Origin of the sequence: Denitratisoma sp. DHT3, from assembly GCF_007833355.1 — a bacterium.
In the GTDB taxonomy this organism is placed as follows: Bacteria; Pseudomonadota; Gammaproteobacteria; order Burkholderiales; family Rhodocyclaceae; genus Denitratisoma.
The window spans coordinates 1,506,964-1,533,441 of the sequence record NZ_CP020914.1 but is presented as its reverse complement, the minus strand read 5'-3'; the positions used below and the strand labels follow the sequence as shown (position 1 = coordinate 1,533,441).

Annotated in this window: 22 protein-coding genes and 1 tRNA gene; 14 read left to right on the top strand and 9 right to left on the bottom strand. The window is 66.1% G+C overall.

Going from position 1 to position 26,478, the window contains the following annotated elements:
* Positions 1-8: 8 nt before the first annotated feature.
* Complete coding sequence (locus B9N43_RS06990) at positions 9-2,495, bottom strand: GNAT family N-acetyltransferase (RefSeq protein ID WP_145841583.1); 2,487 nt, start codon at positions 2,493-2,495, stop codon at positions 9-11.
* A 339-nt stretch (positions 2,496-2,834) separates the two neighbouring features.
* Here B9N43_RS06990 and B9N43_RS06985 point away from each other — a divergent pair, with 339 nt between their 5' ends.
* Both B9N43_RS06985 and B9N43_RS06980 read left to right on the top strand, forming a co-directional pair.
* Positions 2,835-3,899, top strand: coding sequence for a Fic family protein (locus B9N43_RS06985; protein WP_145841582.1), 1,065 nt, complete (start codon positions 2,835-2,837; stop codon positions 3,897-3,899).
* 67 nt (positions 3,900-3,966) lie between these two features.
* Entirely contained in the window at positions 3,967-4,599 is a 633-nt protein-coding gene (locus B9N43_RS06980; protein ID WP_261379409.1) for a class I SAM-dependent methyltransferase, read from the top strand.
* Positions 4,600-4,720: 121 nt separating this feature from the next.
* On the opposite strand, the gene B9N43_RS06975 is transcribed toward B9N43_RS06980, so the two are convergent.
* Both B9N43_RS06975 and mnmH read right to left on the bottom strand, forming a co-directional pair.
* The gene (locus B9N43_RS06975) at positions 4,721-5,971 is read right to left on the bottom strand and encodes an HD-GYP domain-containing protein (protein WP_145841581.1); all 1,251 of its coding nucleotides are present in this window, start codon (positions 5,969-5,971) and stop codon (positions 4,721-4,723) included.
* A 321-nt stretch (positions 5,972-6,292) separates the two neighbouring features.
* Positions 6,293-7,324, bottom strand: a complete 1,032-nt coding sequence (mnmH, locus tag B9N43_RS06970; protein ID WP_409994727.1) for a tRNA 2-selenouridine(34) synthase MnmH — start codon at positions 7,322-7,324, stop codon at positions 6,293-6,295.
* A 44-nt stretch (positions 7,325-7,368) separates the two neighbouring features.
* Between mnmH and selD the strand changes: the two genes are divergently transcribed.
* A complete protein-coding gene (gene selD, locus B9N43_RS06965) occupies positions 7,369-8,415 on the top strand; it encodes a selenide, water dikinase SelD (RefSeq protein ID WP_145841579.1) in 1,047 nt (348 codons plus the stop codon).
* Here selD and B9N43_RS06960 read toward each other — a convergent pair.
* Positions 8,408-9,004 (bottom strand): arylesterase, encoded by a 597-nt coding sequence (locus B9N43_RS06960; RefSeq protein ID WP_145841578.1) that lies wholly within the window; start codon positions 9,002-9,004, stop codon positions 8,408-8,410. The two genes, selD and B9N43_RS06960, sit on opposite strands and share 8 nt — an antisense overlap.
* Positions 9,005-9,241: 237 nt before the next feature.
* Between B9N43_RS06960 and B9N43_RS06955 the strand changes: the two genes are divergently transcribed.
* A complete protein-coding gene (locus B9N43_RS06955) occupies positions 9,242-9,910 on the top strand; it encodes an ABC transporter ATP-binding protein (RefSeq protein ID WP_261379408.1) in 669 nt (222 codons plus the stop codon).
* Positions 9,911-10,356: 446 nt separating this feature from the next.
* On the opposite strand, the gene hpnE is transcribed toward B9N43_RS06955, so the two are convergent.
* The 3 genes from hpnE to hpnC all read right to left on the bottom strand — a co-directional run bounded on the left by hpnE (position 10,357) and on the right by hpnC (position 13,585).
* Positions 10,357-11,748 carry a hydroxysqualene dehydroxylase HpnE gene (gene hpnE / locus B9N43_RS06950; RefSeq protein WP_145841577.1) on the bottom strand — a complete coding sequence of 464 codons (1,392 nt, stop codon included), beginning with the start codon at positions 11,746-11,748 and terminating at the stop codon, positions 10,357-10,359.
* Positions 11,749-11,900: 152 nt separating this feature from the next.
* Positions 11,901-12,746 (bottom strand): presqualene diphosphate synthase HpnD, encoded by an 846-nt coding sequence (hpnD, locus tag B9N43_RS06945; RefSeq protein ID WP_145841576.1) that lies wholly within the window; start codon positions 12,744-12,746, stop codon positions 11,901-11,903.
* Complete coding sequence (gene hpnC, locus B9N43_RS06940) at positions 12,743-13,585, bottom strand: squalene synthase HpnC (protein WP_145841575.1); 843 nt, start codon at positions 13,583-13,585, stop codon at positions 12,743-12,745. Before hpnC ends, hpnD begins: the two co-directional genes overlap by 4 nt.
* Positions 13,586-13,642: 57 nt before the next feature.
* On the opposite strand from hpnC, the gene B9N43_RS06935 reads away from it, so the two are divergent.
* From B9N43_RS06935 to lon, 5 genes are all read left to right on the top strand, one after another.
* Positions 13,643-13,727 (top strand) — tRNA-Leu (locus B9N43_RS06935).
* An 81-nt stretch (positions 13,728-13,808) separates the two neighbouring features.
* On the top strand, positions 13,809-15,122 hold the full coding sequence (gene tig / locus B9N43_RS06930; RefSeq protein ID WP_145841574.1) for a trigger factor: 1,314 nt from the start codon (positions 13,809-13,811) through the stop codon (positions 15,120-15,122).
* Positions 15,123-15,161: 39 nt separating this feature from the next.
* Entirely contained in the window at positions 15,162-15,791 is a 630-nt protein-coding gene (gene clpP, locus B9N43_RS06925) for an ATP-dependent Clp endopeptidase proteolytic subunit ClpP (RefSeq protein WP_145841573.1), read from the top strand.
* A gap of 14 nt (positions 15,792-15,805) precedes the next feature.
* On the top strand, positions 15,806-17,071 hold the full coding sequence (gene clpX, locus B9N43_RS06920) for an ATP-dependent Clp protease ATP-binding subunit ClpX (protein ID WP_145841572.1): 1,266 nt from the start codon (positions 15,806-15,808) through the stop codon (positions 17,069-17,071).
* A 203-nt stretch (positions 17,072-17,274) separates the two neighbouring features.
* Positions 17,275-19,689, top strand: a complete 2,415-nt coding sequence (gene lon / locus B9N43_RS06915) for an endopeptidase La (protein ID WP_145841571.1) — start codon at positions 17,275-17,277, stop codon at positions 19,687-19,689.
* A gap of 104 nt (positions 19,690-19,793) precedes the next feature.
* Here lon and B9N43_RS06910 read toward each other — a convergent pair whose 3' ends face one another.
* Positions 19,794-20,303: a C40 family peptidase gene (locus B9N43_RS06910; protein WP_145841570.1), complete on the bottom strand. Its 510-nt coding sequence runs from the start codon at positions 20,301-20,303 to the stop codon at positions 19,794-19,796.
* A gap of 203 nt (positions 20,304-20,506) precedes the next feature.
* On the opposite strand from B9N43_RS06910, the gene rlmD reads away from it, so the two are divergent.
* A complete protein-coding gene (gene rlmD / locus B9N43_RS06905; protein WP_145841569.1) occupies positions 20,507-21,817 on the top strand; it encodes a 23S rRNA (uracil(1939)-C(5))-methyltransferase RlmD in 1,311 nt (436 codons plus the stop codon).
* 12 nt (positions 21,818-21,829) lie between these two features.
* Here rlmD and smpB read toward each other — a convergent pair whose 3' ends face one another.
* The gene (gene smpB, locus B9N43_RS06900) at positions 21,830-22,279 is read right to left on the bottom strand and encodes an SsrA-binding protein SmpB (RefSeq protein ID WP_145841568.1); all 450 of its coding nucleotides are present in this window, start codon (positions 22,277-22,279) and stop codon (positions 21,830-21,832) included.
* A 49-nt stretch (positions 22,280-22,328) separates the two neighbouring features.
* Between smpB and B9N43_RS06895 the strand changes: the two genes are divergently transcribed.
* The 4 genes from B9N43_RS06895 (at position 22,329) to guaA (ending at position 26,233) form a co-directional block, all read left to right on the top strand.
* Complete coding sequence (locus B9N43_RS06895) at positions 22,329-22,760, top strand: type II toxin-antitoxin system RatA family toxin (protein WP_145841567.1); 432 nt, start codon at positions 22,329-22,331, stop codon at positions 22,758-22,760.
* Positions 22,753-23,073, top strand: a complete 321-nt coding sequence (locus B9N43_RS06890; RefSeq protein ID WP_145841566.1) for an RnfH family protein — start codon at positions 22,753-22,755, stop codon at positions 23,071-23,073. Before B9N43_RS06895 ends, B9N43_RS06890 begins: the two co-directional genes overlap by 8 nt.
* 73 nt (positions 23,074-23,146) lie before the next feature.
* Entirely contained in the window at positions 23,147-24,607 is a 1,461-nt protein-coding gene (gene guaB / locus B9N43_RS06885) for an IMP dehydrogenase (RefSeq protein ID WP_145841565.1), read from the top strand.
* A 60-nt stretch (positions 24,608-24,667) separates the two neighbouring features.
* Entirely contained in the window at positions 24,668-26,233 is a 1,566-nt protein-coding gene (guaA, locus tag B9N43_RS06880) for a glutamine-hydrolyzing GMP synthase (RefSeq protein ID WP_145841564.1), read from the top strand.
* Positions 26,234-26,478: the final 245 nt, after the last annotated feature.

The window sequence follows — 26,478 nt, the reverse complement described above, 5'->3', positions numbered from 1 at the left end:
AGTCGCGCTTACGGCGCGGCCTCGCCCAGAGTCCCTAGAGTCAGCAGGCCGCGGCGCAGGCCCGGGTCCTCGGGATGCTGGGAAAGGACGAAACCCAGGTCGGTGACGAATTTCAGCATGTGGCCGTTCTCCGCCAGGAATTCGCCGGTCATGTAGCGGAAGCCGCGGCGGCGGGCGAAGTCGATCAATATCTCCATCAGGCGCCACCCAAGTCCCGTGCCCTGCCAGTCGTCGGCGACGACGATCGCGAATTCGCAGGATTCGCCGTCCGGGTTGGCGACGTAGCGCACCACGCCGACTTCCCGTTCCTCGGCCTCGTCCAGGGTCAGGGCCAGGAGGGCCATTTCCCGGTCGTAGTCGATCTGGGTGAGGCGGACCAACTGGGCCGGCGACAGCTCGCGGATGCTGTTGAGGAAGCGAAAGTAGCGGCTTTCGCTGGACAGCCCCTGGACGAAGCGCTGTTCCAGTTCCGCGTCCTCGGGGCGGATCGGCCGGATGGCGACGGTGCGGCCGTTGGCGGCGCGAAAAGTGAAGCTCAACTGGGACGGATAGGGATGGATCGCCATGTGGTCGTAGGGTCCGGCGCGCGGCGGCAGCGGGGCGATCACGATGCGCGCCGCCGTCGCCACGGCGCCCCGGCTGTCCACGATCAGCGGATCGATGCTGAATTCCTGCAGCCAGGGTAGTTCGCAGACCATTTCGGAGACCCGCAGCAGCACGGCGGCCAGTGCCCCGGTATCGACCGGCGGCAGGTTGCGGTAATGGTCCAGGCGGTGGGCGACGGGCTCGCGGCCGAGCATGTCGGCGATCAGGAAATCGTTCAGGGGCGGCAGCGCCACCACCCGCTCGCGCTCCGGCTCGATGCCGGGGCCGCCCGGCCCCAGGGTGATGGTGGGGCCGAAGATCTGGTCCCGCACCATGCCGACGAGCAGGTCGCGCCCGTGGTTGCGGGGGACGGGTGCCTCGCCGAACGGAATGTGGAATGCCCACAGCAGCGCCCGCGTGGCCTCGTCGTCGAGCAGCCCCTGCCCCTGGGCGAGCGCGGATTCGATGACCTGGCGCGCGGTTTCCAGGTCGGGTGCGGAATCCGCCGTCGAGGTCGCGGCCGGGGTTTGCAGCAGCAATTGCTGGTTGCGGTAATAGGTGGAAACGTTGGCGAACATGTCCACCGCCGGTTCCGGCGTGGCGAAGGTGGGAATGCCGGCGCCGCGGAACAGCAGCCGCGCCTCGCGCACCTGTTCCGCGCCCATCCAGCAGGTGAGAATGGTCTTGCGCTGCCCGCGGCTGCCTTCGATGACGGTGCGCGCCGCCTGGGTCGGGTCGGACATGGCCTGCGGCGTCAGCACCAGCAGGATGCCGTCCACCCCGTCGTCCTCCAGGCAGGCGGCCAGCGCGGCGCCGAAGCGGGCCGGATCGGCGTCGCCGAGGATGTCGATGGGGTTGGCGTGGGACCAGTGGGCCGGCAGCGCCTGGTCGAGCCGCGCCAGGGTGGGGGGCGACAACCGGGCCAGGGGGATGCCGATGTCCGCCGCGTGGTCGGCCGCCATCGCGCCGGGGCCGCCGCCGTTGGTGATCACCGCCAGGCGGTTGCCGCGCGGGTGGAAGTGGAAGAACAGGGCCGAGGCGGCGGCGTACAACTGGCCGATGGTGCGCAGGCGCACCACGCCGGCGCGGCGCAGCGCCGCATCGAAGACGTCGTCGCCGCCCACCAGGGCGCCGGTGTGGGAAAAGGCCGCCCGTTCCCCCGCCGGATGGCGGCCGACCTTGATCAGCAGCACCGGCTTGACCCGGGCGGCGGCCCGCAGCGCGCTCATGAAGCGGCGGGCGTTGCGGATGCCCTCGATGTAGAGAAAGATGCACTCGGTGCGCCAATCGGCCACCAGATAGTCGAGCGCCTCGCCGAAGTCGATGTCGCTCTCGGCGCCCAGCGAAACCACGGTGGAAAAACCCACCTTGTTGGGCAGCGCCCAGTCCAGGATGGCGGTGCACAGCGCGCCGGACTGGGAGATCAGGCCGACGGTGCCGGGCAGGGCGCCGGTGCGGGCGAAGCTCAGGTTGAGGTTGCGGCTCGGGCGCAGCAGGCCCAGGCAGTTGGGGCCCAGCAGCCGCATGCGATGGCGGCGGGCGGCGGCCAGCGCGGCCTGTTCGAGCCGGGCGCCCTGCGGCCCGGCCTCGCCGAAACCGGCCGAGAGCAGGATTGCGTGGCGGGTGCCGGCGCGGCCGCAGTCTTCCACCAGGCCGGGCACGAGCTCGGCCCGGGTGCAGATCACGGCCACATCCACCCGTTCCGGCACCGCCTCGATCGACTTCAGCGCCGGCAGGCCGAAGATGCTGCGATGGCGCGGATTGACGCAATGGAGCCGGCCGCCGTAGCCGCCGTCGAGGAGGTTGCGCACCACCGTGGCGCCGATCGAATCCGGCGTCTCCGACGCGCCGATGACGGCGATCGAGCGGGGCTCGAACAGATGGGTCAGATAATGCAAGTCGCTGTGCATGGGAAGGAGAGCGTACCGCGGGCGGGGGGCTGGACCGGAATGGGAAATTCTACTTTGTCGTCGGTGCCGAGGCTGAACAGAAATAATGTCTATCGGCTTCTTGTTGATGCTCCCCTGCCTGATCTCCGGCCAGTTGCGCCTGCCGGACGTTGAGTCGTTTTGGGCAACCCAACAGTAAAGCCAACTTTAATGGCAGGCCAGCACGTGCATGAAGAATGACGATTTTTATGCACATACCGGGCGGTCTGTATAAAAATGTCGATTCCTTATACACGTTTGGTCTGACGTGTATAAGGAATCCGTTTTTTTATACACATGGGTGTTTGCCGATCTACCATCATGCCCGCACTGCCTTCTCTTGAGTTGCTGAATCCCGCCCGCTTTGACACTGCGCCCATCCTGAAGCGGCTGGCCAGTGCGAGCCGGGCGTTGGCCGAGCTGAAGGGCGTGGCGGCGTCGATTCCGAACCAGGGCATCCTGATCAACACGCTGGGTCTGCAGGAGGCCAAGGACAGTTCGGAAATCGAAAACATCGTCACGACCCATGACGAGCTGTTCAAGGACGATGTGTTGCCGGAGGCCTTTGCCAATCCGGCGGCCAAGGAGGTATTGCGCTACCGGCAGGCGTTGCACCTCGGCTATCGGCTGGTTCGCGAAACCGGGCTGATCACCGCCAACCATATTGTCGAGATACAGGCGGAGCTGGAACGCAACAATGCCGGGTTTCGCAAGTTGTCCGGTACTGCGCTGAAGACCGGGGCTGGCGAAACGGTCTATACCCCGCCGCAGGATCCGGCGGAAATCATCGCGCTGATGAGCGACCTGGAACGCTTCATCAACGACGGCGAGCGCTTCCCGGCTGATCCCTTGATCCGCATGGCGCTGATCCATCACCAGTTCGAGAGCATCCACCCCTTCTACGACGGCAACGGCCGCACCGGACGCATCCTCAATGTGCTCTGTCTGGTCAAGGAAGGGCTGCTCGATGTCCCGGTGCTTTACCTCTCGCGCCACATCGTCCGTACCAAGGCGGATTACTACCGCCTGTTGCAGTCCGTGCGCGATGCCGATGCCTGGGAGGATTGGGTGCTGTACATGCTGGCGGCGGTAGAACAGACCGCCGGGCAGACCATCAAAACCATCCATGCGATCAAGGAAGCGCTGTTCGACTACAAGCACCGCATCCGCGACGAATACAAGTTCTACAGCCAGGACCTGATCAACAACCTGTTCATGCACCCCTACACCAAGATCGAGTTCATCGAGCGTGACCTGGGGGTTTCCCGGCTGACTGCCAGCAAGTATCTGGATGCACTGGCGGCCGGTGGTTTTGTGCGGAAGAACAAGGTCGGGCGCAGCAATTACTACGTCAATCTGGCGCTGAACCAGATTTTGCAGGGCTAGCTGCTCGCCAAGGGGCGATTGAACTGGTGCTGCGACAGGCGGAAGCGTTTGGGGAGGTTTTAGCGTCATGACACAACGAATCGAAACGGCAAATCAGGCTTGCGAACGCGGCGAGCCAGGCGGTCCTGTTCCCTGCGAGGGAACGGTGGGGGAGATGGTGTCCGCGCATGAAGAACTCGCCGCCTCGCCCTGGGTGCGGCGTTTCGCGCCCCTGATCGTTCCCGGCGGCAGCGTGCTGGACCTGGCCTGCGGCCGTGGGCGCCATGCCCGCCTGCTGGCCGCCGCCGGCTACCAGGTGGAGGCGGTGGACCGGAATCCCGAGGCGCTGGCCGGCCTGGACGGGGTGGCCGGCGTGACGACGCGCCAGGTGGACCTGGAGGGCGGTCCCTGGCCCTACTACGCGCGGGCCTTCGACGGCATCGTGGTGAGCCGCTACCTGTTCCGGCCGCTGATGCCCCTGCTGCTGAACGCCCTGGCCGAACGCGGCGTGCTGATTTACGAAACCTTCATGAGCGGCCAGGAACTGCTGGGCCGGCCGACCGATCCGGCCTTTCTGCTGCGGCCGGGGGAGCTGCTGGATTTGGTCAGGAAGCGCATGACGGTGGTGGCCTTCGAGCAGGGCCGCGTCGAATCGCCCAAGCCGGCGATGATCCAGCGCATCTGCTGCCAGCGCGGCAGCGTTCCGTCGTTGCTGCCGTGATGAAGGCTCGCCCCCCTTCGCCCCCCTCCGGGGGGTTCGATACGGCTCGCTGCGCTCGGGTGTTTGGGGGAGCTTCGTAGCGGCACCGATGGCGGCGCGGCGGAAAAGCTTGTTTGTCACGCTACAGTTCGAAGTGCTTGCGCACCAGTTGTTCCATCAAGGCGCGGGCTTCGTCTTCGTTGACGCTGGCGATTCGGGCGCGGATGGATGGGGCGAGGCGGACGAACAGGTCCAGCAGGTCGGGGTCGAAATGGCTGCCGCGGCCGCGCACCAGGATCGCCATGGTTTCCTCGAAGGGCAGCGGCGCCTTGTAGGGGCGCTGCGAACTCAGCGCGTCGAAGACGTCGGCGATGGCGAACACCCGCGCCGCCAGCGGGATGTCCTTGCCAGCCAGGCCGCGCGGATAGCCGCCGCCGTCCCATTTTTCGTGGTGGGCTGCGACCACCTCGCGGGCGCCGTCCAGCCAGCCGGCGCCGCTGACGATTTCCTCGCCGAGGGCCACGTGCCGGCGCATGATGTCCATCTCGGCGTCGTCCAGCTTGCCCGGCTTGAGCAGGATCGCGTCGGGGATGCCGATCTTGCCGGCGTCGTGCAGAAAGCTGCCGGCGATCAGGGACTGCATGGCGCCGCCATTCAGGCCCGCGGCCTCGCCCAGGGTGGCGGAAATCCAGGCCACCCGGTAGTTGTGGGCGCCGGTGTCCGAATCCCGCTTGGCGATCGCCCGGCCCAGCGCCTCCATCATCGCGATGTGGGATTCGAGCACGTCCTTCGCCTTGGCTTCGTTGTCGGCGGCCAGATGCACGACCACCGGATACAGCACGCCGCCGCAGATCAGCGATGCCAGGCCCACCATCAGGGCGGCGAGGATGGCGTCGAAGCGGATCTGCTCCCGCTGCCAGTCGGGCACCGCGCGGACGCCCTCGAAATAGCCGGCGATGGCGCCATCGCCGTTCCTGAGCGGGACGAAGATGCGCAGTACCCACTGGCCGTCCCCCGGCGCCAGGCTTTCATAGCTCGCGGCCTGCTGCATCGGCGGGCGATGCGGGGGCAGCGCGTGTTCCAGTCGTTTGCCGGCATCGGTGGCGGTTTCGGCCAGCTTGACGCCGTTCCGGTCGTAGATCTCGACGATTTCGAACAGCCCGCCGGCCAGGATATCCGCGGCGGATCGGGCGATCTGCGCCGCCTGCGGGCCGTGGAAGGCGATGGTCTTGTGGTAGCGCAGCAGCCGGTTGGATTCCTCGATGGCGAAGGACACGGCCTCCTCCTCCGCCTGCTCCCGCGCCACGAAACCGGCGATGGGGCTGGCCACCAGCGCCAGCAGCACGCTGGCGAGGGCGATCCGCCGGGCGGTTTTCTTCTGGAATGGATTCATCCTTGAGCCTTGAATAAGTGGTTAACCACGGCGGATATGGCGAAACTGCAAAGGATTTCTATCGTCTTGACGAATCGCCCAACGGGTCAAGGTTAAAGTGAAAACGTCCGTAGCTTTAGCGTGAAAAACGAGTTTTCCCGCCGGGCCGCCATTTCCCACGATGGGGGGAAAGCGGCACGCGGCGCCAGCCGCAATCTGTCGGTGTCGCCACAGCGTTCCCCCAAACATCCGAGCGCAGCGCGCCGTATCGAACCCCCCGGAGGGGCGCGCAGGGGGGCGAGCCTTTTCATGATGCGGGGTGTTCTTTCCGCATCATGAATATTAGGTACGGTTCTCAGGTTCATCGACGCCGGCGCGGATCGCCGCGGCCAGCGCCTCGATGCCGTTCGGCGAGAGGTCGGCGCTGGTGTAGCGGGGGGCTTGCCGGTAGTCGCGGAAGTTGTGGGCCTGGGAGCGCTGGTAGAGCGGGTCGTAATGCAGTTCGAGCAATTCGGCCACCAGGGCGGGAAAATCTCCCGCCGCCACCAGCGCCTGCCAGCGGCCCAGGGTCTCGTTGCTTTGCAGGCCCTTCAGGTGGCTCAGGCGGGTGCCGAGTCCGGCCGGCGTGTCCAGGTAGTGCGCGTAGTCGCGCAGCAGGAATTCCACCCGCGCCGCGGCGGGGGCGTCGATCAGCAGGCAGGGGGCGGCGCGCAGCGCCTCGATCATGGCGTTGGGCAGGTGGATGCTGCCGATGCGGCGGCTTTCCGCCTCGGCATAGACCGGACGGGCGGGGTCCAGCTGGCTCAGGGCGGCGTGGAGCCGGGTCTCGAACAGCTTCTGCGGCGGCTGGGGGCGGTCCGGCAGCGGGCCGAGCACCGAACCGCGGTGGGCGGCCAGTTCCTCCAGGTGCAGCACCTGGGCGCCCTGGCGGGCCAGGGCTTCCAGCACCCGGCTCTTGCCGCTGCCGGTGGGGCCGGAGAGGATGCGGAAGGAAAAGCGGCCGGGCAGGGCCTCCAGTTCGGCGACCACGTGGTGGCGCCAGGACTTGTGGCCGCCTTCCAGGCGCTGCGCGTTCCAGCCGATCTCCCGCAGGATATGGGTGAAGGCGCCGCTGCGCTGGCCGCCGCGCCAGCAATAGACCAGGGGGGTCCAGGTGCGCGGGCGGTCCGCGAAACGCTCGTCGATGTGGCGGGCGATGTTGCGGGCGATCAGCGGCGCGCCCGCCACGCGCGCGGCGAAGGGCGACACCTGCTTGTAGAGGACGCCCACCCGGGCCCGCTCCGCGTCGTCCAGCACCGGGCAGTTGATCGCGCCGGGAATGTGGTCCTCGGCGAATTCGGCGGGGGAGCGGGCGTCGATGATGGCGTCAAACATCCCGAGTTGTGCTACGGTGGCAAGCCCTTTTTTCATCTGCTGTCATGACTGTCAAACTCACCCAATTCTCCCACGGCGGCGGCTGCGGCTGCAAAATCGCCCCGGCCGTGCTGTCCCGCCTGCTCGCCGAGTCGCCGCTGAAGACGCTGCCGGCGGACCTGCTGGTGGGAGTGGAGACCAGCGACGATGCGGCGGTCTACCGCTTGAATGACGAGCAGGCGGTGGTCGCCACCACCGATTTCTTCACCCCCATCGTCGACGATCCCTACGATTTCGGCCGCATCGCCGCCACCAATGCCCTGTCCGACGTGTATGCGATGGGCGGCCGGCCGCTGTTCGCCCTGGCCCTGGTGGGCATGCCCCTGGACAAGCTGCCGGAGGAGGTGATCCGCCAGATCCTCGCCGGCGGCGAGGCGGTCTGCGCCGCCGCCGGCATTCCCATCGCCGGCGGGCATTCGATCGACGTGCTGGAGCCCATCTACGGCCTGGTCGGCATCGGCGTCGTGCATCCGGGGCGGATCAAGCGCAACAGCGGCGCCCGCGCCGGCGACGCGCTGATCCTGGGCAAGCCGCTGGGCGTGGGCGTGCTCTCCGCCGCGCTGAAGAAGGGTGTGCTCTCCGCGGCCGGTTACGCCGAGATGATCCGCGCCACCACGCAATTGAACACGCCCGGCGCCGCGCTGGCGGCGATGGAGCAGGTCCATGCGGTGACCGACGTGACGGGCTTCGGCCTGGCCGGGCATCTGCTGGAGATTTGCCGCGGCTCGGGCCTCGCGGCCGAGGTGGCGTTCGAGCGCCTGCCGTTGATCGATGAGGCCGTGAGCCATGTCCAGGCCGGCATCGCCACCGGCGCCTCGACCCGCAACTGGGCCGGCTATGGGGAACAGGTGAGCCTGCCGGCGCACTGGGAAGCGGGGGGCGGCTGGCGCCAGAAGCTGGTGACCGATCCGCAGACCAGCGGCGGCCTGCTGGTGGCCTGCGCGCCCGAGGCGGCGCCGGCGGTGCTGGACTGCTTCGCCCGCGAAGGCTTCGCCCAGGCGGCCGAAATCGGCCGCCTGGAGGCGGGGAGCCCGGCGCTGCGTTTTACTTGAGTAGGGGTTTCAGGGCCTTCCAGACATGATCGAGGATGCGGGGCTGGGCGGACGCGACCGGATGCAGGCCGTCTTTCTGGAAGTTGGCCGGGTCGGCGGCCACGGGCTCCAGCAGGAAGGGCAGCAGGGCGGTTTTTTCCGCTTTCGCCACGGCGGTGAAGGTATGCTCGAAGGCGGCGGTGTAGTCGGGGCCGTAGTTCGGCGGCAGGCGCATGCCGACCAGCAGCAGGCGGGCGCCGCTGGCCTTGACGGCGCGGGCCATGGCGGTGAGGTTGTCCCGCGTCTGGGCGATGGAGAGGCCGCGCAGGCCGTCGTTGGCGCCCAGTTCCAGCACCACCACGGCCGGCCGGTGCTGGTCCAGCGCCGCGCCCAGGCGGCTGCGGCCGCCGGCGGTGGTTTCGCCGCTGATGCTGGCATTCACCAGGGTGTAGCCGCGTTCCTTGAGGCGCGGTTCCAGCAGGGCGGGCCAGCTTTGCTCCCTGGCCAGGCCGAAGCCGGCCGACAGGCTGTCGCCGAACACCAGCACCGGACGGGCCGTCGCCAGGGCGCTCCAGCACAGGACGAAAATGAGGAATAGAGAACGGATCATGATGGAACGGACGATTGAAGTGAAGGAGCGAATTGAAACGGCGGATCGAACCTGCGAGCGTAGCGAGCAAACATCATCACCTCCCCCGGAGAGGGGGGCGGAGGCGGGGTTTCGCGGAGCACTGCTCCGCGCCGCCGCAGCCGGCCGGCTGTGCAAAGCCGGCCGTGGGCGGTCGGGAGGGGGAGGGCCTTCCTGCCCTTTGCGTATTTCATGCTCGGAAGTAGGAAAATGGCTTCCATGAGCATTATGGCGATGGAAGTGGAGGGGCTGGGCAAGGATGTCGCCAGCGGCGACGGCGTGCTGACGATTCTGCACGACATTTCCTTCGCGGTGGGGGCCGGCGAGGCGGTGGCCATCGTCGGCGCCTCCGGTTCCGGCAAGTCCACCCTGCTCGGCCTGATGGCCGGGCTCGACACCCCCAGCCGGGGGCGGGTGAGGATCGAGGGCGAGGATCTGTCGGCCCTGGACGAGGACGGCCGCGCCGCGCTGCGCGGGCGCAGCCTGGGCTTCGTGTTCCAATCCTTCCAGTTGTTGCCGGCCCTGACCGCCCTGGAGAACGCGATGCTGCCGCTGGAGCTGCTGGGGCGGGCCGATGCCCCGCGCCAGGCCCGGCGCCTGCTGGAGCGGGTGGGGCTGGGGCAGCGCCTGGAGCACTATCCCAAGCATCTGTCGGGCGGGGAGCAGCAGCGGGTGGCCCTGGCGCGGGCTTTCGCTTCCGGCCCCCGGCTGCTGCTGGCCGACGAGCCCACCGGCAATCTGGACGCGGCCACCGGCGCCGCCATCATCGACCTGATGTTCGAAATGAACGCGGAGCAGGGCACGACGCTGATCCTGGTCACCCACGATGAAGCGCTGGCGCGGCGTTGCGGCCGTACGCTGCGTCTGGTGGCGGGTAGGTTGGAGTAGGCTCGCCCCCCTTCGCCCCCCTCCGGGGGGTTCTGATTGGCTCGCTGCGCTCGGGTGTTTGGGGGAGCGTTGTGGGGGCACCGATGCGTTGCGCCTCCGGCGCGTGCCGCTTTTCCCCATCGTGGGAAAGGCGGCCCGGCGGAAAAGCTTTTTCGGCATTCCATCCCTTCGCATTCTCCGGGGTGGCGCGGCGGAAAAGTCCCGTAGGTCGGGTTAGCCCACAGGGCGTAACCCGACAGACAGCCGTTGCGGACACCGATGTCGGGTTACGCTGCGCTAACCCGACCTACGGGATTGTCCAATCACCATCCGTTCGGGCTGAGCTTGTCGAAGCCCAGTGTATTGGAGCGGGCCATGCCTGCGACCAGCGCATTGTCGACCACCGATTCGCGGGCATGGCCCGCTCCTGCACGACGCGGAGGTTTTCGCCGTGTCCGCCGTGCCGGTCAGCCCCGGTTTGCCAGCATCGACCGCGCCGCCGTCTGGCCGCTGCGGACCGCGCCTTCCAGCGTTGCCGGGTAGTCGCCGGCGGTGTAGTCGCCCGCCAACAGCAGGCCGGGGACGGCGGTGAGGTTGGGGGGGCGTTGCAGGTTGGGGCGGCAGGCGAAGGTGGCGCGTTTTTCGACGATCACCTTGTGCCAGCGGGGCGGCGGCAGGCCGGGCAGCGATTTGGCCAGCAAGGCGGCGATTTCCCGGTGCAGGGCTTGCGCCAGTTCGTCCGGCGCCAATGCCTGGTGGCGGCCCTGGGCGCTGATCACGGCGGCGAGCAGGCCGGCCGGTCCGTCCAGGGCGCCCCGGTCGAACAGCCATTGCAGGTGGCCGCCCGCGCTGCCCACCATGGGGAAGGGCAATGCCACGGTTGCCGGATATTGCAGGTAGGCGGTGGCGATGGGTTCGTATTCGAAGGCGTCGAGCATCGCCGCCAGGGGGGCCAGTTCCGGCAGCGGAGGCAGCAGCGGCCGGGCGTGGCTGGGTGCGGTGGCGAGCAGCACCTGGCGGTAGGGGCCGTGATCGTCCCCGCGTTCGCGTTCGTTCAAGTACCAGCCGGCATTGGTCCGGCTCAGGCGTCCGATGCGGCGGCCGCGGTGGATCCGCGTGCCGCGCGCTTCGAGGTAGCGGGCGGCGGGTTCCGGCAGCAGGGCGGAAAAATCGGCGCGGGGCAGCAGCAGGTCGGAGGCTTCGCGGTCCGCGCCCAGGCTGTCGCGCAGCACGTTCAGAAAGACCTGCGCGGAGGCCCGGTGCGCCGGGGTGTTCAACGCGGCGACGCACAGCGGTTCCCAGAGATAGCGGCACAGGGTTGCCGGCTGCCGGTGGCGGCGCAGCAGTTCGGCGACCGAGGAGTCGGCGCCTGTGGATTTGTCGTCCCCCAGCCGGTAGCGGCGGGCGCGGAGGCTCACCATGAAACGCAGGGCGGCGAATTTCTCGCCCAGGCTCAGGCCGCGCGCGCGCGCCAGGGCCGCGGCCAGGTGCAGCGGCGCGGGCAGGCGCGGCGCCGCCAGGCTGAGCCGGCCCGGGTAGTCCAGGCGCAAGGGATGGCGCGCCAGGCCCTCGGTGGGGGCGCCGACCCGTTCCATCAGGGCCAGGGTGTCCCGATAGGCGCCGAGCAGGATGTGCTGGCCGTTGTCCACGCGCAGACCGTCGATGTCCACGCTGCGCGCCCGGCCGCCGAGGGTGCGCGAGGCTTCGAAGAGGTCGACGGTGAGGCCGGCGTCCGCCAGCGCCACCGCCGCGGCGAGGCCGGCGTAGCCGGCGCCGATGATGGCGATCGGACGATCGGTGTGGCGTTCCGTGGAATCGCTCCCCTGGACGCCCGGGTCCGGCACCTCGTCCGGTGTCATGTCATTGTTTCCAATTCAGATACAATGTTTGAGTATTGGAAAATCGCGCAAATGATGACCCGGATGGGTGCTGGAGTTCATTCTTTGCCCTTCTTTTTACGCTGTTGATTGTTGCTTTGAAGGAAACAATTGGCGGGGCGAGGGAGGGGGCCTCAACTTTTCAGCCACGTCTTGGCCGCCAGCCAGAGCTTGCGCAGCGGCGTGAGCGAGGTGCGCCGGTCCAGCACCAGGAAGCCGTCGCGGGCGATTTCGTCGAGCAGGGTGCGGTAGATGCTGGCCATGATCAGGCCGGCGCGCTGGGCGCGGCGGTCGATCCGGGGCAGCTCGGCCAGGGCGCGGTCGAAGTATTCCTGGGCGCGCTCGGCCTGGAACGCCATCAGCGCCTTGAAGTTCTCGCTGTAGCGGCCCTGCAGCAGGTCGGCGGCGGGAACGTCGAAGCGTTGCAGGTCTTCCACCGGCAGGTAGATGCGGCCGCGGCGGGCGTCCTCGCCGACGTCGCGGATGATGTTGGTGAGTTGCAGGGCCAGGCCCAGGTCGTGGGCGTATTTGAGGGTGCGGCGATCCTGATAGCCGAAGATTTCGGCCGCCAGCAGCCCCACCACGCTGGCGACGCGGTAGCAGTAGAGGTGCAGGGACTTGAAATCGGGGTAGCGGGCCTGTTCCAGGTCCATTTCCATGCCGTCGACGATTTCCAGCAGGTGCTCCTGGGGCAGCGCGTAGTGCCGCAGGGCGGCGGACAGCGACCGGGTCACCGGGTGCGTGGGGTTCCCCGCGTAAAGCGCGGCCACCTCGGTGCGCCACCAGGCCAGCTTGGCGGCGGCCAGATGCGGGTCGACGCATTCGTCCACCAGGTCGTCGACTTCGCGGCAGAAGGCGTAGAGCGCGGTGATGGCCTGGCGCCGGGGCGGGTCGAGGAACAGGAAACTGTAGTAGAAGCTGGAGCCGCTGGCGGCGGCGCGCTGCTGGCAATAGTCGTCGTGATTCGCGGCGGCGGTCATGGGGCGACGATGGGGTCGGTTTGCGGGAAAAAAGTGCGCCAGACCAGGGCCGGGGCGTCCCAGGGGGTCAGCTGGGGACGGCGGCGGAACACGTCGTAGTCGACGGCCTCGATTTTCCGCAGGATGCGCAGCCCACCGGCGACGATGGCGCGGATTTCCAGGCCGATCCGGCCCGGCAGGTCCCGCCCCAGGGCGGCGCCGGAGAGCATCAGCGCCCGCGCGCGCTGCACCTGGAAGGCCATCAGCGCGCGGAACGCCGGATCGATGCGTCCGGCCTGCAACTGGGCCTCGCTGACGCCGAAGCGGGCGAGGTCGTCCTGGGGCAGGTAGATGCGGCCGCGGGTGTTCTTTTTCAGGTCCACGGCCACGTCCTGCCAGTGGTTGATCAATTGCAGGGCCGTGCAGATGGCGTCCGAGCGGGCCGGATTGGCGCCGCTGTCCTGGCGGAACAGGCGCAGCAGCAGCCGTCCCACGGGGTTGGCGGAGCGGCGGCAGTAGTCCAGCAGTTCGCCGTAGTCGGCGTAGCGGTCCTTGGCCACGTCCTGGGCGAAGGCGTCGAGCAGATCGTGGAACAGCGCCAGGGGCAGACCGTGGGCGGCGATCACCGGGCGCAGGCGGCGGAAAACCGGGTGCGCCGTGGGCCGGCCGGCCTCGATCGCGTCCAGTTCCCGGCGGTAGGCGTCGAGCTGTTCCAGCCGCCGGGCCGGGGGCTGTTCGCCCTCGTCGGCGATGTCGTCGGCGCTGCGGGCGAAGCCGTAGATGGCGGCCACCGGCTCCCGCAATGGATGCGGCAGCAGGACGGAGGCGACAGGGAAGTTTTCGTAGTGGTCGACAGCCATGGGCGGCCCAGATGGAACCTGACAGTATAGTAGTGAATCGGTTAGAATCGCCGGTTCGCGAGGGTGGCGGAATTGGTAGACGCACTGGATTTAGGTTCCAGCGGGGCAACCTGTGCGGGTTCGAGTCCCGCCCTTCGCACCAGTTTTTGCTATACCAGTTTTTGCTATTTTTCGTAGCGTAGCCGCCCCACTCAATACCCAAGCAGCCATCCAGGAATTTCTCATGACTCAGGAACAGACCCAAGCCGCCGAGACCAGTGCGCTGGAGCGCCGTATCGATATGACCGTGGCCCTTGCCGACATCGACCAGGATGTGGAGCGGCGCCTGAAGAAGCTTTCCAAGACGGCCAAGATGCCTGGCTTCCGCCCGGGCAAGGTGCCCTTCAGGATGGTGGCTCAGCAACACGGCTATCAGGCGCGTTCCGAGGCGATCGAGGCCGCCGTCGAGCGCGCCTTCGGCGAAAAGGTGCGCGAGCAGGGCCTGCGCGTGGCCGGCTATCCCCGCGTCGAGCCCAAGCCCGCCAGCGGCGACGGCCAGCTCGAATTTTCCGCGGTGTTCGAGGTTTACCCGGAAATCACCGTGGCCGACCTGTCCTCCAGCGACGTCGAGAAGGCGGTGCTGGCGGTGGGCGATGCGGAAGTGGACAAGACCCTCGAGGCCCTGCGCAAGCAGCGCATGACGTTCGTCGCCAGCGACCGGCCGGCCCAGAAGGACGATCGCGTGGTGATCGACTTCGTCGGCCGCAAGGACGGGGTCGAGTTCGATGGCGGCAAGGCCGAGGACTTCCCGCTGCAGGTCGGCGCCGGGCGCATGGTCGCGGATTTCGACGCGGCGATGGAAGGCCTGAAGGCCGGCGAGACCAAGCATTTCGACGTCAAGTTCCCCGACGACTATCACGGCAAGGACTTGGCCGGGCAGACCGTTCAGTTCGAAGTCGCCTGTAAGAAGGTCGAGGCGCCGCAACTGCCGGAAGTGGATGCCGAGTTCGCCAAGTCGCTGGGCATCGCCGATGGCGATCTCGCGAAGATGCGCGAGGAAATCAAGACCAATCTCGAACGCGAGGTCAAGAAGCGCCTGGAAGCCCGCGTGAAGAGCCAGGTGATGGACGCGCTGCTGGCCGCCCATCCGGTCGACGTGCCCAAGGCGCTGGTCGAGGCCGAGTCCCGGCAGATGGCGCAGAACGCGCTGGCCGACCTGAGGCAGCGCGGCCTGGCGGTGAACGACATCCCGGTCGAGCCTTCCTGGTTCACCGAACAGGCGGTGCGCCGGGTGCGCCTGGGCCTGGTGGTGGCCGAAGTGGTCAAGGCCAAGGAACTCCACGCCAAGGCCGAGCAGGTGAAGGCGGTGGTGGAAGACTTCGCCCAGACGTTCGAGGATCCTTCCGAGGTGGTGCGCTGGTACTACTCCCAGCCCCAGCGCCTGGCCGAGGCCGAAGCGCTGGCCATCGAGAGCAACGTGGTCGCCTGGGCGCTGGCGAATGCCAAGGTCACCGAGAAGGCCGTGGATTTTGACGAGTTGATGGGCAATGGGGCATGATGCCTCCGACGTCCCACGATGATTGAGCGAGGAAGCCAAATGAACCGCCGTGACGATTGGGATCCCCAGGCCCTGGGCCTGGTGCCCATGGTGATCGAGACCAGCGGCCGCGGCGAGCGGGCCTACGACATCTACTCGCGCCTGCTGAGGGAGCGCGTGGTGTTCCTGGTGGGCCCGGTCAATGACGTGACGGCCAATCTGGTGGTGGCCCAGTTGCTGTTCCTGGAGTCGGAGAATCCCGACAAGGACATCCATCTCTACATCAACAGCCCGGGCGGCTCGGTGACCGCGGGACTGGCGATCTACGACACCATGCAGTTCATCAAGCCCGACGTGTCGACCCTGTGCATCGGCCAGGCGGCTTCGATGGGGGCCTTCCTGCTGGCGGCCGGCACCAAGGGCAAGCGTTACTGCCTGCCCAACTCGCGGGTGATGATCCATCAGCCGATGGGTGGCTTCCAGGGGCAGGCTTCGGACATCGAGATCCACGCCAAGGAGATCCTGTTCCTCAAGCAAAAGTTGAACGAGATGCTGGCCAAGCACTCCGGCCAGCCTGTCGAGCGCATCGAACGCGATACCGACCGCGACAATTTCCTGGCCGCCGACGCGGCCGTGGAGTACGGTCTGGTCGACAAGGTGCTGAACAATCGCGGTGAAGCGTCCGAGTAAGCGGAGAAACACAAATGACGGACAAGAAATCCGGCTCAGAGAAACTGCTGTACTGCTCCTTCTGCGGCAAGAGCCAGCATGAGGTGAAAAAGCTGATCGCCGGTCCGTCCGTGTTCATCTGCGATGAATGCATCGACCTGTGCAACGACATCATTCGCGACGAGATCAGCGGCGGCGAGGATGAAAGTCCCACGCGCGACCTGCCGGTTCCCCACGAAATCTGCAAAATCCTCGACCAGTACGTGATCGGCCAGCAGCAGGCCAAGCGGATCCTGTCGGTGGCGGTCTACAACCACTACAAGCGGCTGCGCCATCAGCAGAAGGGCAATGCCGATGTGGAGCTGGCGAAGAGCAACATCCTGCTGATCGGCCCCACCGGTTCGGGCAAGACCCTCCTGGCCCAGACGCTGGCGCGGCTCCTGAACGTGCCCTTCGTGATGGCTGATGCCACGACCCTGACCGAAGCGGGCTACGTCGGCGAGGACGTCGAGAACATCATCCAGAAGTTGCTGCAGAAGTGCGAATACGAGGTGGATAAGGCCCAGCAGGGCATTGTCTACATCGACGAGATCGACAAGATCTCGCGCAAGTCCGACAACCCGTCGATCACCCGCGACGTTTCCGGCGAAGGCGTGCAGCAGGCGTTGCTGAAGCTGATCGAGGGCACCACGGCTTCCGTGCCGCCGCAGGGCGGGCGCAAGCATCCGAACCAGGACTTCGTCCAGGTCGATACCAGCAGCATCCTGTTCATCTGCGGCGGCGCCTTCGACGGGCTGGAGAAGGTCATCCTCAATCGTTCCGAGCGCTCGGGCATCGGCTTCGGCGCCGAGGTGCGCAGCAAGGACACCAAGAGCATCACCGAAACCTTGCAGCAGGTGGAGCCCGAGGATCTGGTCAAGTTCGGCCTCATTCCCGAGTTCGTCGGTCGCTTGCCGGTGATCGCCACACTGAAGGAACTGGATGAAACCGCCCTGGTGGAGATTCTGGTCGAGCCCAAGAACGCCCTGATCAAGCAGTATCAGAAGCTGTTCGCGATGGAGGGCGTTGAACTCGAGGTGCGTCCGGGCGCCCTGCAGGCGATCGCCCGCAAGGCCCTGCAGCGCAAGACGGGCGCCCGCGGTCTGCGCTCGATCCTGGAAAACGTGCTGCTGGACACCATGTACGATTTGCCGAGCATGGACCTCGTGGCCAAGGTGGTGATCGATGAGGGGATGATCGAGAGCAGCACACCGCCGATCCTGATCTACGCTGATCAACCCAAGGTTTCGGGTTCCAACTAGGGCACGCCTGGCAGCCCGCGGAGTGGACGCGGCTGTCGATATCCGTGGAAAACCAGGATGCGGGAACGCGGGAACGTTTGGCGATCTTCTTCCCTCCAAGGATTTACAGTGCCGCATTCGGGTACTAGGCTTGAACCGCGGATGATCGTCCCCATCTGCGGTCCATGTGTTCCAATCTAGTATCAATCTAAAAGGACAAGCCTATGTCAGGCGAACTTGACCTCCCCCAAGAGAAACTCCAACTGCCGTTGCTGCCCCTGCGCGACGTGGTGATTTTCCCCCACATGGTGATTCCGCTGTTCGTCGGGCGGCCCAAGTCCATCCAGGCGCTGGAGATGGCGATGGAGTCCGGCAAGAGCATCCTGCTGGTGGCGCAGAAGTCGGCCGCCAAGGATGAGCCGGAAGTCGGGGACATGTATCCGATCGGCTGCGTGTCGAACGTATTGCAGATGCTGAAGTTGCCCGACGGCACCGTGAAGGTGTTGGTCGAGGGCGCCCAGCGGGCGAGGGTCGAGCAGGTGATCGACCAGAAGACGGTGTTTACCGCCGAGGTGACGCCGATCGTCACCGACGAGCGCGGCAATCATGAGATCGAGGCCTTGCGCCGGACGATCCTGGCCCAGTTCGATCAATATGTGAAACTGAACAAGAAGATCCCGCCGGAGATACTCACCTCCCTGGCCGGCATCGAAGAATCCGGCCGCCTGGCGGACACCATCGCGGCCCACCTGCCGCTCAAGCTGGAACTCAAGCAGGAAATCCTCGAGTTGTTCAATGTCGGCGATCGCCTGGAGAAGCTGCTGGGTCAGCTGGAGACCGAGCTGGACATCCTGCAGGTGGAAAAGCGCATCCGCGGCCGCGTCAAGCGCCAGATGGAGAAAAGCCAGCGCGAGTATTACCTGAACGAGCAGGTCAAGGCCATCCAGAAGGAGCTGGGCGAGGGCGAGGAAGGCGCGGATCTCGACGAGTTCGAGAAAAAGATCAAGGACTCCGGCATGACCAAGGAGGCCATGGCCAAGACCCAGTCCGAGTTGAAGAAACTCAAGCTGATGTCCCCCATGTCCGCGGAGGCCACGGTGGTGCGCAATTACATCGAGACCGTGCTCAACCTGCCGTGGAAAAAGAAGTCCCGCATTTCCAAGGATCTGTCCGTCGCCGAGAAAGTGCTCGACAAGGATCACTACGGCCTGGAGAAGGTCAAGGAGCGGATCGTCGAATACCTGGCCGTGCAGCAGCGGGTGGATAAGCTCAAGGCGCCGATCCTCTGCCTGGTCGGGCCTCCGGGCGTGGGCAAGACCTCGCTCGGGCAGTCCATCGCCAAGGCCACCAACCGCAAGTTCGTGCGCATGGCTCTGGGCGGCGTGCGCGACGAGGCCGAGATTCGCGGCCACCGCCGCACCTACATCGGCTCGATGCCGGGCAAGATCCTGCAGAACATGACCAAGGTCGGCGTGAAGAACCCGCTGTTCCTGCTCGACGAGGTGGATAAGCTGGGCATGGATTTCCGCGGCGACCCTTCCTCGGCACTGCTGGAGGTGCTCGATCCCGAGCAGAACCACACGTTCCAGGACCACTACGTCGAGGTGGATTTCGACCTCTCCGACGTGATGTTCGTCGCCACGGCCAACTCCCTCAACATCCCGCCGGCCTTGCTGGACCGGATGGAGGTGATCCGCCTGTCGGGCTACACAGAGGACGAGAAGGTCAATATCGCCCAGCGCTATCTGCTGCCCAAGCAGATGAAAACCAACGGCGTGAAGAAGGAGGAGCTTTCGGTCACCGAGGATGCGATCCGCGACATCGTTCGCTACTACACCCGGGAAGCCGGGGTGCGGGCCCTGGAGCGGGAGATTTCCAAGATCTGCCGCAAGGTGGTGAAGTCCCTGGTGCTGCGTCAGCGCAAGCACAAGATCGTGGTCAATGCGAAGCTGCTGGACAAGTACCTCGGGGTCCGGCGTTACACCTACGGCATGGCCGAGAAGGAAAACCAGGTGGGCCAGGTGACCGGCCTGGCGTGGACCGAGGTGGGCGGCGAACTGCTGACCATCGAGGCGGTGAGCATGCCCGGCAAGGGCAACATCCAGCGCACCGGCTCCCTCGGCGACGTGATGAAGGAATCCGTGGAAGCCGCCCGCAGCGTGGTGCGCAGCCGCGCCCAGCGCCTGGGCATCAAGGACGAGGCGTTCGAAAAGCGCGATCTCCACATCCACTTCCCGGAAGGGGCGACGCCCAAGGATGGTCCCTCCGCGGGCATTGCGATCACCACGGCGCTGGTGTCCACGCTGACCGGCATTCCGGTGCGGGCCGATGTGGCGATGACCGGCGAGATCACCCTGCGGGGCGAGGTGCTGGCGATCGGTGGCCTGAAGGAGAAACTGCTGGCGGCCGTGCGAGGCGGCATCCGTCTGGCCCTGATTCCCGAGGAAAACGCCAAGGATCTGACGGAGATTCCGGAGAGCATCAAGAATCGGATCGAGATCGTGCCGGTCAAGTGGATCGACAAGGTGCTGGAGCTGGCCCTGGAGCGCGTGCCCGAGTCGCTGCCGGAAGTGGCCGAGACGCCCGCGGTTGCGGCCGGCGAGGAAGCAGCCAAGGAAAGCGGCTGCCTCCACCATTGACGAGCGCGGCCGGAAGGCCGTGGATGAAACAAAACGCCGTCGCAGGACGGCGTTTTTTTGTGGACCGGCGGGTCGCGTGGACGACCTGCCGCTTGCCGGATTCCTTATTCGACGGCGATGCGCCGGGCGCCGTTATAGCGCTTGGCCCAGTAGCTCTCGGTCATGTCCTCGATGCGCACCTTGCCGCCGAGACGGGGCGCGTGCACGAACTGGTTGTTGCCCAGATAGATGCCGACGTGGGAAAAGGCGCGCCGCATGGTGTTGAAAAACACCAGGTCGCCGGGGCGGAGTTCGGTTTTCTGCACGACCTCGCCGGTATTCGAGATTTCCTTGGAGCTGCGTGGCAGCACCAGCCCCAACCCCTCGCGGAACACATGGCCGACGAAGCCGGAGCAGTCGAATCCCGACTCCGGCAGGCTGCCGCCCGGCCGATAGCGGATGCCGATCAAGTCCAGCGCCTGGTCGATGGCCTGCTGCGCGCTGGCGGCGTAGCGACGCACCAGGGACGGATGGGATTCCGTTTCCTGGCCGGTACTCGGGGTGGCTTGGGCGGCTTGCGCGACGAACAGGGCGAGCGCCAGAGCACTTGTCCTGACTATGGTTTTCAAATGCATGGGGCGGCACTATAAAGGTCCACGGAAAATGTGTAAACCCATGGCGGAATTACACAATTGTCACTCTTGGCGAGCCGGGGCCGGCGTCTGAAAGGAGGGCGGGCAGCCCTTCGAGACGCCGCTTGCGCTGACGGAGCGGACGGTCTCCGCCGGCTGCGCCGACTATAATGCCGCCCCCGATGCCACCTCGCCGCCGCCCGCCTATGCCCGTCACGCAAATCGAATCCCTGGACCATGACGGCCGCGGCGTCGCCCACGTGGAGGGCAAGACGATCTTCATCGAAGGGGCGCTGCCCGGCGAGCTGGTCGAATACGCCAGCTATCGGCGCAAGCCCAATTACGAGCAGGCGCAGGCGGTGCAGATTCTCAAGGCTTCCAGCCAGCGCGTCGCGCCCGGCTGCCCGCATTTCGGCGTCTGCGGCGGTTGCAGCATGCAGCACCTGGCGCCCACCGCCCAGACGGCGGCCAAGCAGCGGGTGCTGGAAGATGCCTTGTGGCACCTGGCCCGACTCCGGCCCGAGGTCGTGTACGCACCGATCACCGGCGCCACCTGGGGCTATCGCCACCGCGCCCGACTTTCGGTGCGCAATGTGCCGAAAAAAGGCGGCGTGCTGGTGGGATTCCATGAAAAACGCAGCAGCTATGTGGCGGTGATGGATCAGTGTCCGGTGCTGCCGCCGCTGATCTCGGCGCTGCTGCCCAAGCTGAAGGCCCTGGTGACACGCATGTCCACGCCGGACCGGCTGCCCCAGATCGAGGTTTCGGTGGGCGACAGCGGCGGTGAGCCCCTGCCGGTGCTGGTGCTGCGCAATCTGGAAGCCCTGACGGCAGGGGATGAAAGCCTGTTGCGGCAGTTCGCCGACGACGAGGGGGTGATCTGGTATCTGCAACCGGGCGGTCCGGCCACGGCGCAACTGTTCCACCCCCTGGACCGGCCGCCCCTGGCCTACAGCCTGCCGGATTTCGGCCTCACGCTGCGCTTCCGTCCCACCGAGTTCACCCAGGTCAACCATGGCGTGAATCGGGTGCTGGTGCGCCGGGCCATGGCCCTGCTGCGGCCCGGCCCCGGCGAGCGGGTGGCCGACATGTTCTGCGGCCTGGGCAACTTCACCTTGCCGATCGCGCGCCTGGGCGCCACCGTGGTCGGCATCGAGGGCAGCAAGGAGCTGGTGGAGCGGGGACGCGCCAACGCCGAGTTGAACGGTCTGGCGGAGCGCTGCGAATACGGCGTCGCCAATCTGTTCGAAGCCACGCCGGAGAGCCTGGCGGCGCTGGGGCATTTCGACAAGATGCTGATCGACCCGCCCCGGGAAGGCGCGGTGGAGCTGGTCAAGGCCATCGGCGCCGACGGGCCGCGCCGCATCGTCTATGTGTCGTGCAAGCCAGCGACGCTGGCCCGGGACGCCGCGATCCTGGTGCACGAGAAGGGCTATGCGCTGAAGGGGGCCGGCATCGCCAACATGTTTCCCCACACCTCCCACGTGGAGTCGATCGCGCTGTTCGAAAAACTCTAGATATGTGGGGGATCAGCGCTGACGTTGCTTGAGCAGTTGGTTCTGCTCGCGTTTCCATTCGCGCTCTTTTTCCGTGGCGCGCTTTTCGAACTGCTTCTTGCCCTTCGCCAGGCCGACCTCCAGCTTGATGCGGCCCTTGCTGTAGTGGAGGTCCAGGGGCACCAGGGCGTAGCCGGCGCGTTCCACCTTGCCGATCAGCTTGCTGATCTGGGCGGCGTGGAGCAGCAGCTTGCGGGTGCGCACCGGGTCCGGATGGACGTGGGTGGATGCGGTGGAGAGCGGGCTGATGTGGGCGCCGATCAGGAACACTTCGCCGTTCTTCAGCACCACGTAGGCTTCCTTGATCTGGACCCGGCCGGCGCGGATGGATTTGACTTCCCAGCCCTCCAGGGCCAGTCCGGCTTCGTAGCGATCCTCGATGAAGTAGTCGTGGAAGGCCTTCTTGTTGTCGACGATGCTCATGGCGAGGCTGCAAGGTAGAATTCGACGGATTCTAAACCACCGCGCTGCCATGACCGTCGTCGAGAAAATCGTTCTGGTCGAATACACCCCGGCACAGATGTTCGAGCTGGTCGACCGGGTCGAGGACTATCCGAAGTTCCTGCCCTGGTGCGGCGGTACCGAACTCCATCAGCGCAGCGACACCATCACGGTGGCCACGCTGCACATCAACTACCACGGCGTGAAATCGCATTTCTCGACCGAAAACGCCAAGGAAGCGCCCCGTCACATGCATCTGCGCCTGCGCGACGGGCCGATGAAGCATCTGGACGGCGACTGGCGCTTCACGCCGCTGGGCGAGGCGGCCTGCAAGATCGAATTCCGGCTGCATTACGAGTTCTCCAGCAAGGTGCTGGAGAAGGTGCTGGGCCCCGTGTTCAGCCATATCGCCAACAGCTTCGTCGAAGCTTTCGTCAAACGTGCCAAACAACTCCATGGCTGATTCACCCATCGCAATCGAAGTGGTCTATGCCCGCGCCGGGCAGCAGGATCTGGTCCATCTCAAACTATCGGCGGGTGCCACGTTGCAGCAGGCGCTGGAGGCTTCCGGCCTGCTCCAGAAGCACCCGGAGATCGACCTGGCCAAGGGCAAGTTCGGCATCTACGGCAAGCTGTCCCGGCTCGACGCCGAACTGCGCGACCGGGACCGGGTCGAGATCTACCGCCCCTTGATCGCCGATCCCAAGGAAGTGCGCAAGCAGCGCGCCGCCGAAGGCAAGGTGATGAAAAAGGGCGGCGGCGACGCCGAGGGATGACCGCTTCGGCGCCTGATTTGGCGCCACCGGCGCCGGGCACGTATAATCGCGCTTTGCCACAAGAGGAAAAACCATGCGACTCCTCCAGAAGGCGCTGACGTTCGACGACGTCCTCCTGGTTCCGGCTCATTCCGCCGTCTTGCCCCGCGACGTCAGTCTCGCCACTCAGCTCACCCGCAACATCCGCCTCAACATTCCCCTGGTGTCCGCCGCGATGGACACCGTGACCGAATCCCGCCTGGCCATCACCCTGGCCCAGGAGGGCGGCATCGGCATCGTGCACAAGAACCTGAGTCCTCGGGCCCAGGCCGCCGAGGTCTCCAAGGTCAAGCGCTTCGAGTCGGGCGTGCTCAAGGATCCGATCACCATTCCGCCCACCCTGACGGTGCGCGAGGTGCTGAACCTGACCCGCAGCCATCGCATTTCCGGCCTGCCGGTGGTGGATGGCGGCAAGATCGTGGGCATCGTCACCAACCGCGACCTGCGCTTCGAGACCAATCTCGATCAGCCCGTGGGCGCCATGATGACCCCACGCGAGCGTTTGATCACGGTGAAGGAGGGCGCCAGCCTGGAAGAGGCCAAGGCCCTGATGCACAAGCACCGCCTGGAGCGGGTGCTGGTGGTCAACGATGCCTTCGAGCTGCGCGGTCTGATGACTGTGAAGGACATCCTCAAGTCCAGCGAGCATCCGCTCGCGGCCAAGGACGAACTGGGTCGGCTGCGCGTGGGCGCGGCGGTGGGCACCGGCGAAGGCACCGAGGAACGGGTGGAGCTGCTGGCCGAAGCCGGCGTGGATGTGATCGTGGTGGACACCGCCCACGGCCATTCCGAGGGCGTGCTGAAGCGCGTCGAGTGGGTGAAGAAGAATTTCCCCCAGGTCGAGGTGGTGGGCGGCAACATCGCCACCGCCGCGGCGGCGCGCGCGCTGCTCGACCATGGCGCCGACGCCGTCAAGGTCGGCATCGGCCCCGGCTCCATCTGCACCACCCGCATCGTCGCCGGTGTCGGCGTGCCGCAGATCACCGCCGTCGATAACGTGGCCAACGCCCTGGCGGGGACCGGCGTGCCCCTGATCGCCGACGGCGGCATCCGCTACTCCGGCGACATCTCCAAGGCCATCGCCGCCGGCGCCAACTGTGTGATGCTGGGCGGACTTTTCGCCGGCACCGAGGAAGCCCCCGGCGAAACCGTGCTCTACCAGGGCCGTTCCTACAAGTCCTACCGGGGCATGGGCTCCCTGGGCGCGATGAAGGAAGGCGCCGCCGACCGCTATTTCCAGGATTCCGACGCCAACGTGGAGAAACTGGTGCCGGAAGGCATCGAGGGCCGCGTACCCTACAAGGGCGCCGTCGGCGCGGTGATCCATCAGTTGATGGGCGGGCTGCGGGCGTCGATGGGGTATGCCGGCTGCCGGACCGTCGACGAGATGCGCAACAAGGCCGAGTTCGTCGAGATCACCTCGGCCGGCATCCGCGAATCCCACGTCCATGACGTGCAGATCACCAAGGAAGCGCCGAACTACCACATCGACTGACCGGCGCAGGCCGATCCGGGGCGGCTGCGGCCGCCTTTGTCTTTTTCAGGGTTCCATGCCATGTCCCACCAACGCATCCTCATCCTCGATTTCGGTTCCCAGGTCGCCCAGCTGATCGCCCGCCGCGTGCGCGAGCAGCAGGTGTATTGCGAACTGCATCCTTTCGATGTCTCCGCCGATTTCATCCGCCAGTTCAACCCCAAGGGGATCATTCTCTCCGGCGGTCCGAACTCGGTCTATGAGGCCCTGGAATGGAAGGCGCCGCAGGCGGTGTTCGAACTGGGGGTACCGGTGCTGGGCATCTGCTACGGCATGCAGACCATGGCGCAGCAACTGGGTGGCATGGTCGAAAGCTCCGGCAAGCGCGAATTCGGCTACGCCGAGATCCGCGCCCGAGGCCATTCGAAACTGTTCGAGGGCATCCAGGACCGCGGCAACGACCAAGGCCACGGCCTGCTCGACGTCTGGATGAGCCACGGCGACAAGGTTACCCAGCTGCCGCCCGGCTTTAAGGTGATCGCCAGCAACGATTCCTGCCCGATCGCCGCCATGGCCGACGAAGCCCGTGGCTTCTACGCCGTGCAGTTCCACCCGGAAGTGACGCACACCCTCAAGGGCAAGGAGATGATCGCCCGCTTCGTCCATGACATCTGCGGTTGCGGCCACGACTGGAACATGCCGGACTACGTGAACGAGGCGATCGAGAAGGTGCGCGCCCAGGTCGGCAAGGAAGAGGTGATCCTCGGCCTTTCCGGCGGCGTCGATTCCTCCGTGGTCGCCGCGCTGCTGCACCGGGCGATCGGCGACCAGCTCACCTGTGTCTTTGTCGACAACGGCCTGTTGCGTCTCAACGAGGCGGAGCAGGTGATGCAGACCTTCGCTCGAAACCTCGGCGTCAAGGTGATCCACGTCGATGCCAGCGAGCAGTTCATGGGCCACCTGAAGGGCGTCTCCGATCCCGAGCAGAAGCGCAAGATCATCGGCCGCGAGTTCGTCGAGGTGTTCCAGGTCGAGGCGCAGAAGCTGTCCAACGCCAAGTGGCTGGCTCAGGGCACCATCTACCCCGACGTGATCGAGTCCGCCGGCGCCAAGACCGGCAAGGCACACGCCATCAAGAGCCACCACAACGTCGGCGGCCTGCCGGAAACCCTCAACCTCAAGCTGCTGGAGCCGCTGCGCGAATTGTTCAAGGACGAGGTGCGCGAGCTCGGCATCGCCCTGGGGCTGCCGCACGAGATGGTGTATCGCCATCCGTTCCCAGGGCCGGGCTTGGGCGTACGCATCCTGGGCGAGGTGAACAAGGAGTTCGCCGACCTGCTGCGCCGCGCCGACGCCATCTTCATCGACGAGCTGCGCGCCGCCGACTGGTACGACAAGACCAGCCAGGCTTTCGCCGTTTTCCTTCCGGTGAAGAGCGTCGGCGTGATGGGTGACGGCCGTACCTACGAATACGTCGTCGCGCTGCGCGCCGTACAGACCCAGGACTTCATGACCGCCCACTGGGCCGAACTGCCTCACAGCCTGCTGGGCAAGGTCAGCAACCGCATCATCAACGAGGTACGGGGCATCAACCGGGTGGTCTACGACATCTCAGGCAAGCCGCCGGCGACGATCGAGTGGGAATAATTACATAGCGTTTCGGTACTATTCGTACCTATTCAGAAAACACGAAAACCCCTTGGTAAAACAAGGGGTTTTCTGTTTTTTACTATTCCTGACTATTCAGGGTAGCCCTATTCTGGAGACGGTATCGGTGACGGTATTGGCATTTCTTGGGAGCTTCCGTAACATCGATACCGTCAACATCAAATGGACGCGTTGACGGTATCGTGAAATGCAAAACCCAGTAGCCGTGCGGGTTTACGGACGAA

Excerpts from the sequence above, each read along its gene's own strand:
- B9N43_RS06975 (WP_145841581.1), bottom strand. The coding sequence starts at position 5,971 with ATGAATCCATTCCAGAAGAAAACCGCCCGGCGGATCGCCCTCGCCAGC.
- B9N43_RS06980 (WP_261379409.1), top strand. The coding sequence starts at position 3,967 with ATGACACAACGAATCGAAACGGCAAATCAGGCTTGCGAACGCGGCGAG.
- hpnD (WP_145841576.1), bottom strand. The coding sequence starts at position 12,746 with ATGACCGCCGCCGCGAATCACGACGACTATTGCCAGCAGCGCGCCGCC.
- clpP (WP_145841573.1), top strand. The coding sequence starts at position 15,162 with ATGAACCGCCGTGACGATTGGGATCCCCAGGCCCTGGGCCTGGTGCCC.
- B9N43_RS06890 (WP_145841566.1), top strand. The coding sequence starts at position 22,753 with ATGGCTGATTCACCCATCGCAATCGAAGTGGTCTATGCCCGCGCCGGG.
- selD (WP_145841579.1), top strand. The coding sequence starts at position 7,369 with ATGACTGTCAAACTCACCCAATTCTCCCACGGCGGCGGCTGCGGCTGC.
- clpX (WP_145841572.1), top strand. The coding sequence starts at position 15,806 with ATGACGGACAAGAAATCCGGCTCAGAGAAACTGCTGTACTGCTCCTTC.
- hpnE (WP_145841577.1), bottom strand. The coding sequence starts at position 11,748 with ATGACACCGGACGAGGTGCCGGACCCGGGCGTCCAGGGGAGCGATTCC.
- hpnC (WP_145841575.1), bottom strand. The coding sequence starts at position 13,585 with ATGGCTGTCGACCACTACGAAAACTTCCCTGTCGCCTCCGTCCTGCTG.
- B9N43_RS06960 (WP_145841578.1), bottom strand. The coding sequence starts at position 9,004 with ATGATCCGTTCTCTATTCCTCATTTTCGTCCTGTGCTGGAGCGCCCTG.
- tig (WP_145841574.1), top strand. The coding sequence starts at position 13,809 with ATGACTCAGGAACAGACCCAAGCCGCCGAGACCAGTGCGCTGGAGCGC.
- guaA (WP_145841564.1), top strand. The coding sequence starts at position 24,668 with ATGTCCCACCAACGCATCCTCATCCTCGATTTCGGTTCCCAGGTCGCC.
- guaB (WP_145841565.1), top strand. The coding sequence starts at position 23,147 with ATGCGACTCCTCCAGAAGGCGCTGACGTTCGACGACGTCCTCCTGGTT.
- B9N43_RS06910 (WP_145841570.1), bottom strand. The coding sequence starts at position 20,303 with ATGCATTTGAAAACCATAGTCAGGACAAGTGCTCTGGCGCTCGCCCTG.
- B9N43_RS06955 (WP_261379408.1), top strand. The coding sequence starts at position 9,242 with ATGAGCATTATGGCGATGGAAGTGGAGGGGCTGGGCAAGGATGTCGCC.
- B9N43_RS06895 (WP_145841567.1), top strand. The coding sequence starts at position 22,329 with ATGACCGTCGTCGAGAAAATCGTTCTGGTCGAATACACCCCGGCACAG.
- mnmH (WP_409994727.1), bottom strand. The coding sequence starts at position 7,324 with ATGTTTGACGCCATCATCGACGCCCGCTCCCCCGCCGAATTCGCCGAG.
- B9N43_RS06985 (WP_145841582.1), top strand. The coding sequence starts at position 2,835 with ATGCCCGCACTGCCTTCTCTTGAGTTGCTGAATCCCGCCCGCTTTGAC.
- B9N43_RS06990 (WP_145841583.1), bottom strand. The coding sequence starts at position 2,495 with ATGCACAGCGACTTGCATTATCTGACCCATCTGTTCGAGCCCCGCTCG.
- rlmD (WP_145841569.1), top strand. The coding sequence starts at position 20,507 with ATGCCCGTCACGCAAATCGAATCCCTGGACCATGACGGCCGCGGCGTC.
- lon (WP_145841571.1), top strand. The coding sequence starts at position 17,275 with ATGTCAGGCGAACTTGACCTCCCCCAAGAGAAACTCCAACTGCCGTTG.
- smpB (WP_145841568.1), bottom strand. The coding sequence starts at position 22,279 with ATGAGCATCGTCGACAACAAGAAGGCCTTCCACGACTACTTCATCGAG.